Origin of the sequence: Natrinema gari JCM 14663 (assembly GCF_000337175.1) — an archaeon.
Taxonomy (GTDB): Archaea; Halobacteriota; Halobacteria; order Halobacteriales; family Natrialbaceae; genus Natrinema; species Natrinema gari.
Genome location: NZ_AOIJ01000030.1, coordinates 185,256 through 197,496, shown reverse-complemented (window position 1 = coordinate 197,496; position 12,241 = coordinate 185,256). Strand labels below are relative to the sequence as shown.

At 65.6% G+C, this 12,241-nt stretch carries 10 protein-coding genes; 8 read left to right on the top strand and 2 right to left on the bottom strand.

The annotated features are described in order from the left end of the window. Positions 1 to 90 precede the first annotated feature (90 nt). Positions 91 to 1,077: a nucleoside recognition domain protein gene (locus C486_RS01870; protein WP_008452397.1), complete on the bottom strand. Its 987-nt coding sequence runs from the start codon at positions 1,075 to 1,077 to the stop codon at positions 91 to 93. A gap of 135 nt (positions 1,078 to 1,212) precedes the next feature. Here C486_RS01870 and C486_RS01865 point away from each other — a divergent pair, with 135 nt between their 5' ends. Further along, the gene (locus C486_RS01865; RefSeq protein ID WP_014863318.1) at positions 1,213 to 1,806 is read left to right on the top strand and encodes an NADPH-dependent FMN reductase; all 594 of its coding nucleotides are present in this window, start codon (positions 1,213 to 1,215) and stop codon (positions 1,804 to 1,806) included. A gap of 8 nt (positions 1,807 to 1,814) precedes the next feature. Here C486_RS01865 and C486_RS01860 read toward each other — a convergent pair whose 3' ends face one another. Beyond that, positions 1,815 to 2,450, bottom strand: a complete 636-nt coding sequence (locus C486_RS01860) for a hypothetical protein (RefSeq protein WP_008452393.1) — start codon at positions 2,448 to 2,450, stop codon at positions 1,815 to 1,817. A 311-nt stretch (positions 2,451 to 2,761) separates the two neighbouring features. On the opposite strand from C486_RS01860, the gene C486_RS01855 reads away from it, so the two are divergent. The 7 genes from C486_RS01855 to C486_RS01825 all read left to right on the top strand — a co-directional run bounded on the left by C486_RS01855 (position 2,762) and on the right by C486_RS01825 (position 12,103). Further along, positions 2,762 to 3,316: a hypothetical protein gene (locus C486_RS01855; RefSeq protein ID WP_008452389.1), complete on the top strand. Its 555-nt coding sequence runs from the start codon at positions 2,762 to 2,764 to the stop codon at positions 3,314 to 3,316. Positions 3,317 to 3,495: 179 nt separating this feature from the next. Then, the gene (locus C486_RS01850) at positions 3,496 to 4,551 is read left to right on the top strand and encodes a DNA-methyltransferase (RefSeq protein ID WP_008452388.1); all 1,056 of its coding nucleotides are present in this window, start codon (positions 3,496 to 3,498) and stop codon (positions 4,549 to 4,551) included. A gap of 52 nt (positions 4,552 to 4,603) precedes the next feature. After that, entirely contained in the window at positions 4,604 to 7,747 is a 3,144-nt protein-coding gene (locus C486_RS01845) for a PAS domain S-box protein (protein WP_008452386.1), read from the top strand. 120 nt (positions 7,748 to 7,867) lie between these two features. Further along, a complete protein-coding gene (locus C486_RS01840) occupies positions 7,868 to 8,167 on the top strand; it encodes a HalOD1 output domain-containing protein (protein WP_049910025.1) in 300 nt (99 codons plus the stop codon). Between the two features lie 280 nt (positions 8,168 to 8,447). Next, positions 8,448 to 9,605 (top strand): DUF4367 domain-containing protein, encoded by a 1,158-nt coding sequence (locus C486_RS01835; protein ID WP_008452382.1) that lies wholly within the window; start codon positions 8,448 to 8,450, stop codon positions 9,603 to 9,605. Positions 9,606 to 9,720: 115 nt separating this feature from the next. Beyond that, positions 9,721 to 10,599: a universal stress protein gene (locus tag C486_RS01830; RefSeq protein WP_008452380.1), complete on the top strand. Its 879-nt coding sequence runs from the start codon at positions 9,721 to 9,723 to the stop codon at positions 10,597 to 10,599. A 106-nt stretch (positions 10,600 to 10,705) separates the two neighbouring features. After that, a complete protein-coding gene (locus tag C486_RS01825) occupies positions 10,706 to 12,103 on the top strand; it encodes an aryl-sulfate sulfotransferase (RefSeq protein WP_008452378.1) in 1,398 nt (465 codons plus the stop codon). The last annotated feature ends 138 nt before the right edge of the window (positions 12,104 to 12,241 follow it).

The following is a 12,241-nucleotide window of genomic DNA, read 5'->3' as shown; positions in this document are numbered from 1 at the left end:
GTCGCCCGCTTTTTCGTTTCGCCGCTTCTCGCCGCGTAGCGCTCGCGCCGACTCTCGATGTGAGCGTGCGGTTCGGTCGCCGAAACACGCCTACGCGAGGAAAACGCCGATCGCAACGAGAATGAAGGCGGCTTTCAGACAGACGTTGACGACGATCACTTTCGTCCCGAACTCCGCCCCCCAGATACCGAACTGGAACGGGATCGAGCGTTTGACCGTCCCGATCGTCAGCGAGACGAGGCTGCCGACCAGCAGCGTGATCACCGCTTCGTCCGGCGTCAACACGTCGCCGATCAGGGGCGCGACGGTGATCGCGCCGGTCGTCGGGTCCACCAGCGAGACGAGGATCACCGGCACCGCCGCACCCGGCAGCCCGAGCAGGCCGGCGACCGGCTCGAGGAGCGCACCCGGATCGTCGACCCCGACCGCCCCGATCCCGTCGAGAATCCGCTCCGAGCGCGCGAGCGCGACGAAGACCAGCGCGTAGACGATCGTCAGTCGCGGAACGATCGAACGCAGGCGCTCGAGCGTGCTTGCCCCGGCGGTTCGGATCTTCTCCCGATGGGTGCGCACGTCCGCGTCGGGCGTTTCGGGCTCGACGACGCCGCGGTCGTACTCGGAGCCACGCAGGAGGACGGAGCCGGCGAGCAGGCCGACGAGCGAGATCGCAAGCGAGATGCCGGCGCGAGCGCCGACGTACATGAGCCCGACCTGGAGCCCCAGGATCGGCACGAGGACCGGGCCGTAGTAGGTGAAGATGTGCTGGAGGAAGCCGAAGAACGTGTTGATGACCACGGCGATCAGCGTGGCGCGATCGTCGAGGAGGCCGTCCTCGCGGAACTCCGCGAGCATGCCGTATCCCGCTGTCACCGAGACGGTGTTCGTCAGGACGGCGGTCCCGACCTCCGGTGGCAGGTTCGCTGGCTCCGTGAGATAGCGGCCCACCCGGGCGATGACCGTGACGAGTCCGTACTCGACCGCGAGGTTGGCCAGACCCACGCCCGCGCCGATCAGAAGGGTGATCGTCAGCACGCGCGGGAGCGCCTCCTCGAGCAGGACGGAGAGGATCGACTGCACGAGGACCCGTTCGCATTCCTGAGAGAAATGGGCGTTGGATCGGGCGACCGAGATGAAGCCACCGCGGCGGGTCGTGATCGCACAGCGACCGGTTTTTTCGGGCGTCTTTTCCCGCTGCCGGTCGTCGGGGCGAGCATGAGCGACAGCGATGTCCACGTGGCTGCACTCTGTGGCAGCCTCCGCGCGGAGAGCCACACCCGGACCGCACTCGAGGCCGTCCTCGACGCCGCCGCAGGGGCGGGCACGACCACCGAACTGCTCGATCTCCGGACGTACGAGTTACCGATCTTCGACGCAGACCGTGACCGCGAAGACGCTGGGGATGCCGAGCTCCTGGCCGAGCGCGTTCGTGCGGCGGATACCATTATCCTCGGCTCCCCGATGTACCACGGCTCCTACGCCTCGCCGCTCAAGACGGCGCTCGACTACTGTGGCTTCGACGAGTTCGCGGATACGACCGTCGGACTGCTCGCGGTCTCGGGCGGGGCCTTCCCCGTCACGGCCTTAGAGCACATGCGCTCGGTCTGTCGAGCGCTGAACGCGTGGGTGATCCCCCACGAGGCGGCGGTGCCGAACGCGAGCGCGGCGCTCGAGGACGGCGAGTTCGTCGATCCGGCCCTCGAGAAACGGGTCCGAACGCTGGGTCGGCGCGCGGTCCAGTACGCGAGGATCGAGCCGGACCCGGACTCTTTCGAGAGCGATCAGAACGTGGGCGCACAGGGGAAGTGAGCGGGCCGTCAGGGATCGAGCGCGCGCTGTAATCGGCGCTGATGGGCGAGAGCGCCCGAGAGGGCGAAGGCGAGGAGACCGATGTGCAGGGCGGTGAGTTCGACGACGATCGTCGTAAATCCCAGCGAGAGCGGCGGTGCGGAGAGCCCCCTGTCGAGAAACCAGGCCGTCGCGAGCAGGACCGATGCGCCGGCGGCCAGCACCAGTCCCGGGACGACCGTCGCCCCGTCGGCCGCCCGCGGTCGAAACACGCGGCGCTCGAGGGCGAACTGTCCGGTGAGGATGCCCGCGAGAACGGCCGTTCCGACGGCGACACCGACGCTCCCCCCGATCAGTTCGGCGACGAACAGCCAGACGATCCAGCCGGCCGTCAGCACGAGCGCCGCACCGAGCCGGGCGGGTTCCACGAGGGTCTCGAGGTCGGTGACCGTCGCACCGAAGACGCCGGTTCTGAGCAGCGCTCCACAGAAGAGCACGCCCAGCCCCGCCAGCGCGGCCGCTATCGTCCGCGAGCCGACCACGAGGCCAAACCAGAGCCCGACGCCGGCCGTCTCGACAGCCGCAGCCGAGAGCGCGGCGGCGACGCCGACAACGCGCCGTCGCGTCGTTCGGCCGAGCACCTCCGGCTGGCGGATGACGCTCATATCGCGACCGGTTTCGGCCCGATCCCTTTCGTTATGGAAGTCGTTCTCCCGGCAGAGCGGTGACGCGCCGCGTCGAGACGATCAGAGATCGCGGGACGCACTCGATGTATTATCGCGGCGGCTGCTCGAGCGAACGGACAGCCGCTGTGAACCGCCGATCCGACTGGTCATCGAAGCCACGGCGGCGCGGCGGTAGCACGGAGTTAGCCGCCGCGTCGCAGTGAGTAACCTTCGAATACGCCGCGGCGAAGCCGGGTGGCTGACGGAAACGGGGAATAGAACTATGTACGGCGGTGTGGTCGTGGCGGATTATGCCCGAGATGGAACGACAAGACGAAACGTTGTCGGAGCTCCTCGTCAAGGAAGCGGTTACTCGGGGGATGGAATCGCCGATGCGCGAGTCGATTCTCGAGGCCGTCGAGGAGTCAGACGGGTCCCGATCCGGGGGCCGCCTGCCGCTTGCGGGGGCGCTGTTCGGCCTCGGTGCGGCCGTCGGCTTTCTGGTGGGACGCCAGTCGCCCGCACTCGAGGAGTCGACGATCGAGGATCTAGAGGAACCGAAACTCATCGAAGACGTAATACAAACAGCCGACGAATCGACCGAAACGACACCCAACATGACCAGTGAATCCGAAGAGACCGAAGACGGATCCCGTTCGCGACTCCCGAAATTCCTCCTGGCGGTCGGTGCCATCGTCGGGGCCGTGGTGCTTCGGCGTCGCCTCTCGTCCAGCGAGGAAGAGGAGTGGGAGCCGATCGAGGAGTTCGAACCGGCGACGACCGGAGAGAGCGACGACGAGGACGAACCCGAACCGGAACCCGAAGCGGCCGAGGGCGAGGAGACAGACGAGGAAACGGAGGAGTAGCGACCGTCGCCGGTGGACGTACCGTGGCAGCCCTGTTTTAGCGCGGACTCGCCGCGTGTTCCGACCGGTGTCCCGTTGTCGTCCGTGCCGTCGTCTCGGGACGGCCGTGTCTCCAGCCGACGGCTCGAGTCGCCGCCTTGACGAAGGAGATAAGGGAGCCACGCCGACAGTGTGAGCCAATGGAGACGACCCATCGCGTGTTCGTCGGCGACTCCCGGGAGCTCTCGGGAGTCGACGACGAGTCCGTCGAACTCGTCGTGACCTCCCCGCCGTATCCGATGATCGAAATGTGGGACGACCTGTTTACCGACCTCGATCCCGCGATCGGCGACGCGCTGGCTGCCGGGGACGGCTACGACGCCTTCGAGGCGATGCACGCCCAACTCGAGCGCGTCTGGGACGAACTCGAGCGCGTCCTGGTCGACGGCGGGATCGCCTGCATCAACGTCGGCGACGCGACCCGGTCGGTCGACGGCAGTTTCCGCGTCTATCCGAACCACGCGCGCGTACTCGAGGCCTTCGAGGAGCGAGGGTTCGAGCCGCTGCCGGACGTGCTCTGGCGCAAGCCGGCAAACAGCGCGGCCAAGTTCATGGGCAGCGGGATGATCCCGCCGAACGCCTACGTCACGCTGGAACACGAGTACATTCTGGTCTTCAGGAAGGGGTCCCGGAGCCGCGAGTTCGAACCGCGGGCCGACCGGCGCTACGAGGCCGCCTATTTCTGGGAGGAACGCAACCGCTGGTTTACCGACGTCTGGACCGACGTAACCGGCGAGCTACAGGCGATCGACGGGCCGGCCGACGACGACCTCCGCGAGCGGTCCGCGGCCTATCCGCTCGAGATCCCCTATCGGCTGATCTGTATGTACTCGGCCTACGGCGACACCGTCCTCGACCCGTTCTGGGGCACCGGGACGACCACGCTGGCGGCGATGTGTGCCGGGCGGAACTCCGTCGGCTCCGAACTCGAGGATGCCTTCCTCGGGGTGTTCGACGACGGCGTCGACGAGGTGCCGGCGCTGTCGCGGTCGGTCGGTCGCGCGCGCCTCGAGCGCCACCGGGCGTTCGTCGACCGCCGACGCGACGAGGGGGCGGGATTCGAGTACGAGGCCGACTACTACGACACCCCGGTCGTCACGAAGATGGAACGCGGCATTCGTCTGCGCGAGGTGCGCTCAGTCGACGGGATCGAGGACGGTTACCGAGTCGAACATGGGCCGCTTTCCCTCGAGTGAGCCGCACCTGAACCGACGCGGGCTTTTTATTCGTTCCCGTTTACGCAACACTATGACCTGCGGTCTCGAGGACGGTGAGACGACCCCGGTCCGAGTCCTCCCCGTCGGCTCCTCCGAGTGGATCCAGGGGGCGACGGCGGGGCTCGCCGACGAATCGGTAGCCGTGATGGACTCGGTCCCGACCCCGAACGACCTCCCCGACGATCGGCTCGACGAGGTCGATTGCGTCCTGACTGACGACCGGGACGTTCTCGGTACCGTCGGCGAGGCGTCTCCCGTCGTCTATGCCGCCGATCCGGCCCGCGCCGAGTCGATCGACGACCTCCGCGGCGATCCCGAGGTGATCGCCAAGACGACGATTCAGGAGCCGGCGATCCTGGCTCGACGGCTCCGGCGGGCGGTCGAGTTCACCGCGATACAGCGATCGACGACGCGGCAGGCGGAGTGGTACCAGACGCTGATCGAACAGTCGTCGGATCTCCTGCTCGTCGTCGACACCGACGGCGAGATTACGTACATCAGTCCGTCGGTCGAGCGCGTCGGCGGGTTCGAGACGGAGGAACTCTGCGGCAACGACATCCTCGAGCACGTCCATCCCGACGACAGCCAGTCGGTGGCCGAGGAGTTCGACGCCATCCGCGCGGCCGACTGCGGAACGACGCGGACCATCGAATACACGTGCCAACACTCCGACGGGTACTGGTACGTCCACAAAGCCGTGTTGACGAATCGACTCGATGACGGCATCGTCGACGGGATCGTCGCCTCGATTCGGGATATCACCGAACACCACCGCATCGAACAGGAGCTCGACGAGTCGTTCAAACGAGTCACCGACGCGTTCTACGCCCTCGACGGGGACTGGCGGTTCTCCTACATCAACGACCGCGCGCTCGAGCACCTCGATTTCACCAGGGCCGATCTGCTCGGCCGACGGATATTCGACGTGTTCCCGGAGTTGGAAGGGTCAGTATTCCAGCGTGAGGCGCTCGAGGCGATGGAACACCAGGAACGCCGCACGTTCGAGGGCTATCTCGAGCGCTGTGACAGCTGGATCGAAGCCCGTCTCTATCCGTCACCGGCGGGACTCTCCGTCTACTGGCAGGACGTAACCGAGCGCGTCGAACGCGAGCAGGACTTGACCGAACGGACGGAACGCCTGCAGACCCTCGTCGAGAACGTCCCGGTCGTGTTGTTCGTCCTCGACGACGAGGGAACCTTCACGCTCTCGGAGGGACGCGGGCTCACGAACCTCGGGTTCGATTCGACTGACATCGTTGGGCAGTCGTTCACCGACCTGCTTGCGGCGTATCCGGATGCCTGTGCTGACATCCAGGCGGCCCTCGAGGGGGAGACGGTCCACTCGCAGCGGCCGCTCGGGGACCGGGTCTTCGAGGCGTGGTATCGGCCGATCACGGACGACGACGGGGCTGTCGATCGGGTTCTCGGCGTCGCGAACGACGTCACCGAACGGGTGCAGTACCAGGAGACGCTCAACGCGTTACACGAGGCGACCAGCCACCTGCTGAGCGTCGATTCGAAGGAGGCTGCCTGCGAGTACATCGTCGACGTCGCAACCGACGTACTGGACCTCGACAGCGTCGTCTACCGGTACGACGACCAGCACAACGAGCTCGCCGCCGAGGCGCGTTCGCCGACCCTCGAGCCCGCGCTCGATCCGCCATCGCGGCTTCGGCCCGACGAAAGCATCGCCTGGGAGGCGTTCGTCACCGGCGAATCGGCCGTCTACGACGATATCAGCGGGAAAAACAACGTCTACGACGAGACCACAGCCGCACGGAGCGGGCTCTACGTTCCGCTTGGCGAACACGGGGTACTGGTCGCCCTGTCGACTGCCGCCAGCGAGTACGACGAGGACACCGTCGAACTCGTTCAGTTGTTCGCGGCGACGGCGGAAGCCGCGCTCGATCGTATCGGTCGGACGCGCCGGCTCCACGACCGCGAGCACGAACTCAAGCAGCAAAACCGGCACCTCGAGCGACTCAACGCCGCCAACGAGGTGCGCCAGGAGATCGAACAACATCTCCTGCTGGCCGACTCGCGGGCCGAGATCGAACGCGGCGTTCCCGAGCGCCTTGCGGACCTCGAGTCGTGCTCGCTGGCCTGGATCGGCGAGCCGGACCCGAGCGGGAACGAACTCCGGTCGCGATCCCGCGCCGGGTCCGACCGGGGGTATCTCGACGCCGTCGCGGTGACGACGGTCGCCGAGTCGGCCGCCGAACCGACGGGCCGGGCAGCTCGGACGCGGAATCCGGTCTACGTCGACAACGTCGCCGAGTCGATCCATGACGGCGAGTGGCGGGGCAAGGCGCTCTCGCGAAACTTCCAGTCCGCGTACGCAGTGCCGCTCGTCTACGACGGATTCCTCTACGGCGTCCTGTCGATCTACGGCGAGGAACGGAACGCGTTCGACGAGACGCTGCGATCGATGCTGGCCGAACTCGGCGAAACCATCGCCTACGCGATCGACGCCGTCAAGCGAAAGAACGCGCTCGTAGGCGACGACCACACCGAAGTCGAACTCGAGATCGCTGCCGATGCGACCCTGTGTCGGCTCGCGGACGTACTCGACGATGCACTCACGTACGAGGGTGCAACGAGGCGGGCGGACGGTTCACAGATCGTTTTCGTCGCCGTCGAGGACCCGGGCGACGATCCCGCGGTGACCGTCGATCGGTCCGCGATCAACGGGGTTGCCGCAGTGTCGACGATCGCCGAGCACGAGGACGAGATGCTCCTCCAGGTACGACTGACCGAGCCCTTCCTCGGCTCGATCGTCGATGCCCACGGCGCTCGGTTGCGGGAACTCGGTGCGGACCCCTCCGGCGGGCGTGCGATCATCGATGTTCCGGAGACGGCCGAGGTCCGCGATGTCCTCTCGGGAATCTCCCGAAGCGGTCCAGCGGTGTCGCTGGTCGCCCGGCGCGAAGAGTCGACCGCGGACCGGTCGACGCTCGGTGGCCCTGCGCGCAGTACCCTGCTCGAGCAACTCACCGATCGACAGCACGAGGTCGTCCAGACGGCCTACCACGGCGGGTTCTTCGAGTGGCCCCGACGGGCCAACGGCGAAGAGATCGCTTCGTCACTCGGCATCTCGTCGCCCGCCTTCCACAAACACGTTCGGTCCGCCGAACGGAAACTGTTCGCGGCGCTGTTCGAGGGGTCGACTACGTAGGGGTTAACTGATTAACCACCTCAATCAGCAGTCATTACACAGTTAACGATCAGGCTCTTTGCGACAACTCGTGAACGGATGAGTAGCTTCCCACGGCCGTACTGGGGATACGTATTACCAATGACTGAGATGAGTTCACGATCACCATCGACGGCGATGGAGGATCACTATTCGGTGCAGTATGATCGACTCGACGACGAACCGCTAAGCGTTGCCGTAGCGGACGCCGTCGCAACGTTCCGCGACAAAGCCGTTACCGAACTCGAGCCGCTCCATTACTCGATCAACGCCGACGCGCTCGAGCGACTGTTCGAACCCCGTGCGGATGGACTTCGATCCGACGGATCGGTCACGTTCGAGTACAGCAACTGTCTGGTCACTGTCACTGCGGACGGCGAGATCCGCGTCGAATCCACGTAACGTTCCTCCGAGTCTCGTCGGGGCGCTCGCATGTGCGACGGCTCCCGCTCGGGACCGCGACGAAACCGATCGCCTACCACCCGGTAGCGGAGTCCATGCGCTGTCCCGCTGAGTCGGACCCACCGTACTCCCACGGGTCCGAATCACGAGTGCTCTTGCCGAGACAGCCCTATCTAATTTTATTCGGGTGTTTGGGTATACTTATATTTTGGGTAGTGCGTTCAGATCCGGAATGTCGCTGCCCCTCTTTATTGGATGAGCGACGCGAGAGTGAGACGCAATGGTTCCCGACTCACTCCGTACTGCACTGATCGCAGTCACCCTCGGATCGCTGCTCGTCCTCTCGAGCGTTGCCACCGGGGCGGGCGCGGTTTCCAGCCAGCCGACAACCGTCGAACAGCCCACGCAAGCAACGCAGTCGACGGCGACAGACGCCGCCGATTCACCGCCCACCGACGGTGAGGTCGTCGAGACGTTCACGGATCGCATGGCCTCGTTGGACACGGTCGTGATGACCTACGAGATGAACATGACGTTCGATAGCGACCGGACGTCGTCCGTCGAAAATCGGCTGTGGATCGATGCCGAGAACGACCGCGTTCGGACGGAAACTAACTCCGAGCGGATGGAAACGATCACCGTCAGCAACGAAAGCGAGACGGTAACCTACGACGTCGAGAACAACCAGGTCAGTCGGTTCGATCACACCGGCGAGACGGGTCCGCAGACATCGATCGACCAACTCATCACTGAAAACGAATTCGCCTACGAAGGGCAAGAGACGATCGATGGTGAAGCGACCTATCGCCTGGACATGACCCCGACGGAATCCAACACGATGGCTGACTCCGCCGACACGACCCTCTGGATCGATACGGACACCTACTTCCCCACCAAACTGACACGCGACGCCAGCGGCGAGAACTACGAATACGAGATGGTCATGGATATTCGGAACGTCAGCCTAAATGAACCGATCGCCGACGACCGGTTCACCATCGACATCCCAGCGGACGCGGACACGCCGGACAACTCGCCGCTCGATCGAACGACCTACGATTCGCTCTCCGAACTCCGGGCGGACACGACGCAGTCGGTGCCCTCGCCTGCCGTCCCCGAAGGATACCACTTCGCGGAAGGGAGCGTCATTGAGAACACCGACTTCTCGATGCTCTCGCTCCAGTACGTGACTGACGGCGACGACGTGTTCCACGTCACGAAACGCCATCACAGCGCGACCGGCGGCAACTACGACGAACTCGACCGATACGAAGCAGTCGAGGTCGGCGACCACACCGGCTATTACGCGGAATTCGAATTCGAGGGGACCACCACGTCCGTCCTGAACGTGAACTGTGACTCCACCAAATACAGCGTCTCCGGTGATCTCTCGAAGGAGGAGAGCATCGAGGTCGCCGAGTCGCTCACGTGCGAGTGACTCACACCGAACTCGCCATCGCATCCAGCATTCAGCGACGACGCTCGACCGTCTCCCGCTGACCGCCGCTCGTTTTTCCACTAAACGTAAGCGGATCGACGTTGAACTCGCACCCATGACTAGTCGAATCCTCGTCCCGACGGACGGAAGCGATCCTGCAACGGCGGCCCTCGAGCACGCGCTGGCTATCGCCGCCGAACGGGACGCGACGGTCCAGTTGCTCTACGTTGCGGACACGAACGAGCCGAGCTTGACCCGACTCGGCACCGATGTCGTCGATGCCCTCGAGCTAGAGGGGGCGGACATCCTCGACGACGCCGCCGCGTTGGCGGCGGACCGCGGCGTGTCCGTCGCGACGAACGTCGTGCAGGGAGACCCGCGAACCGTGATCGCCGACTATGCCACCACGAACGAGTTCGATCTCGTCGTAATGGGGGCCCACGGACGACGCGGCATCAGTGAATACGTCCTCGGGAGCACGACGGACGCCGTCGTCAACCAGTGTTCGGTTCCCGTCGTGACCGTTCGCGCGGCCGAGGACGCGACACGGACGTACCCCTACACCGACGTGCTCGTCCCGACCGATGGGAGCGACCACGCGGGGGCGGCACTGGAGTTGGGCTCGGCGCTGGCTGAACGCTACGGCGCGACGTTACACCTGCTGTCGGTCGTCGACGAGCTGCCGGAGGTGATCGATGCGGGATCGACGCCGCTCCCCGAGCAACTCGAGGAGAACGTACAGGGGGTACTCGACGAGGCCGAAGCGGCCGCTCGACGAGCGGGCGTCGACGAGATCACGACCACCATTCGAGCCGGTTCGGTCCCGCGAGAGATTTCGTCTTACACCGACGCGGAGGGGATCGACCTCGTGGTAATGGGGACCCACGGGCACACCGGACTCGACCGTCACCTCCTCGGGAGTTTCACCGAGCGCGTAATCCGGACGTCGCCGGTGCCAGTCCTCACCACGAGGAAGGCCGAAGTGGACGACTGACCGCGCCGGACGGACCCGTCACCGTCGATCGGTCGCCGGCTGCGACTGTCAGGAACTGCAAACGACGAACAATGCTACCCCGGACGACGGGGGAGTAGGGAGTGAGATGTTTACCCGATCGCGCGCCACGCTCGCTCGCGCCGGCTCGCACCTCTCGCGAAATCGGCTCCGAGTCGCGTTCGTCGTCGTGATCCTCCTCTCGGCGGCGGCGGTCGCCGTCGCGTCCAGCAACAGTCTTTCGACGGCGTCGGCCGAGGCCGTTCCGGACGCGCCGCCGACGGGGAACCACACGGTCGTCACTGAGTCGGGCCGAGCGGGAACGATCACCGCGTACGCGCCCGACGGCGAGGTCCGCTATTACAACAATACGCGGACGAAGTACTTCGACATCGATCCGGTCGCGGGCGAGCCGCTAACCGTCGAGTACACCGCGACGGACACGATCCACACCGCGGGACCGACCTGTTCCGAGCCGCCCTGTGCGCTGAACGTCATCGAACGGGTGAACCTCTCGACCGGCGATGTCGACGTGCTCTACGAGCGCTACGATCACAAGGAGACCGCCGGCGAGTGGCACGACGCGGATCGCATCAACGAGACCCACGTCGTCGTCGCCGATATCGTCGCGGATCAGGTGTTCGTCGTGAACACCGAAACGGAGATCGTCGAGTGGCTCTGGGACGCCCAAAGCGAGTTCCCCCTCGAGGGCGGTGGCGGATATCCCGGCGACTGGGCGCATATCAACGACGTCGAGTACATCGACAGCGGCGAGATGGCGGGTCGGATCATGGTCAGCCTGCGTAATCAGGATCAGGTCGTCTTCCTCGACCGGCAGGCGGGGCTGCTCGAGGACTGGACGCTCGGTGCCGAAGACGAGTACGATATCCAGTACGAGCAGCACAATCCCGACTACATCCCCGAGAGTCGCGGCGGGCCGGCCGTCGTCGTCGCCGACTCCGAGAACGGCCGCGTACAGGAGTTCCAGCGCGAAGACGGCGCGTGGACCCGCACTTGGGAGTGGGCAGACGACCGGATGCAGTGGCCGCGAGACGTCGACCGCTTACCGAACGGGAACACGCTCGTCACCGACACCCACGGCAACCGCGTCATGGAAATCGACGACGCAGGCGAGATCGTCTGGCAGGTCGAATCCACGCTCCCCTACGACGCCGAACGCCTCGAGACCGGCGCGGAGAGTGCGGGTGGGCACAGCGCCCGGGAACTCGGCCTCGAGTCGCGAACGGAATCCGAAGGCGACGACGGCGGGGAAGTTCTCGGGGTCGATCCGCTCGCCGTTCTGGGGGAGCACATTCGGTCGATTCTCCCCCACCGGATCTACAACGCCCTCCTCTTTGCGACGCCGGTCTGGATGGGGCCCTCGGAGTTCGCGGCGGTCGCCATCGGGCTCCTGACGGGGCTGCTCTGGGCGGGGCTCGAGGTCAGGTGGCAACTCCGGGACGCCGGGATCGGGTTTCGGCTGCCGGTTTATCGGGAGGGTGACTGAGGTCGCGCCAGCGGCGAGTCGGGTTCCGTTCCACCGCCGAGTAGGCTACCGGGACGAACACCGCTCGAGTTCCCACCCGCTCAGCGACGTTGCAATACCGAACAGCGCGGGCCTGTCGATCGATGCGGGGGCGAGTGA

What these genes read in the sequence shown, in the direction of transcription:
- C486_RS01865 (WP_014863318.1), top strand. Translation starts at nt 1,213, where the DNA reads ATGAGCGACAGCGATGTCCACGTGGCTGCACTCTGTGGCAGCCTCCGC.
- C486_RS01860 (WP_008452393.1), bottom strand. Translation starts at nt 2,450, where the DNA reads ATGAGCGTCATCCGCCAGCCGGAGGTGCTCGGCCGAACGACGCGACGG.
- C486_RS01855 (WP_008452389.1), top strand. Translation starts at nt 2,762, where the DNA reads ATGCCCGAGATGGAACGACAAGACGAAACGTTGTCGGAGCTCCTCGTC.
- C486_RS01850 (WP_008452388.1), top strand. Translation starts at nt 3,496, where the DNA reads ATGGAGACGACCCATCGCGTGTTCGTCGGCGACTCCCGGGAGCTCTCG.
- C486_RS01845 (WP_008452386.1), top strand. Translation starts at nt 4,604, where the DNA reads ATGACCTGCGGTCTCGAGGACGGTGAGACGACCCCGGTCCGAGTCCTC.
- C486_RS01840 (WP_049910025.1), top strand. Translation starts at nt 7,868, where the DNA reads ATGACTGAGATGAGTTCACGATCACCATCGACGGCGATGGAGGATCAC.
- C486_RS01835 (WP_008452382.1), top strand. Translation starts at nt 8,448, where the DNA reads ATGGTTCCCGACTCACTCCGTACTGCACTGATCGCAGTCACCCTCGGA.
- C486_RS01830 (WP_008452380.1), top strand. Translation starts at nt 9,721, where the DNA reads ATGACTAGTCGAATCCTCGTCCCGACGGACGGAAGCGATCCTGCAACG.
- C486_RS01825 (WP_008452378.1), top strand. Translation starts at nt 10,706, where the DNA reads ATGTTTACCCGATCGCGCGCCACGCTCGCTCGCGCCGGCTCGCACCTC.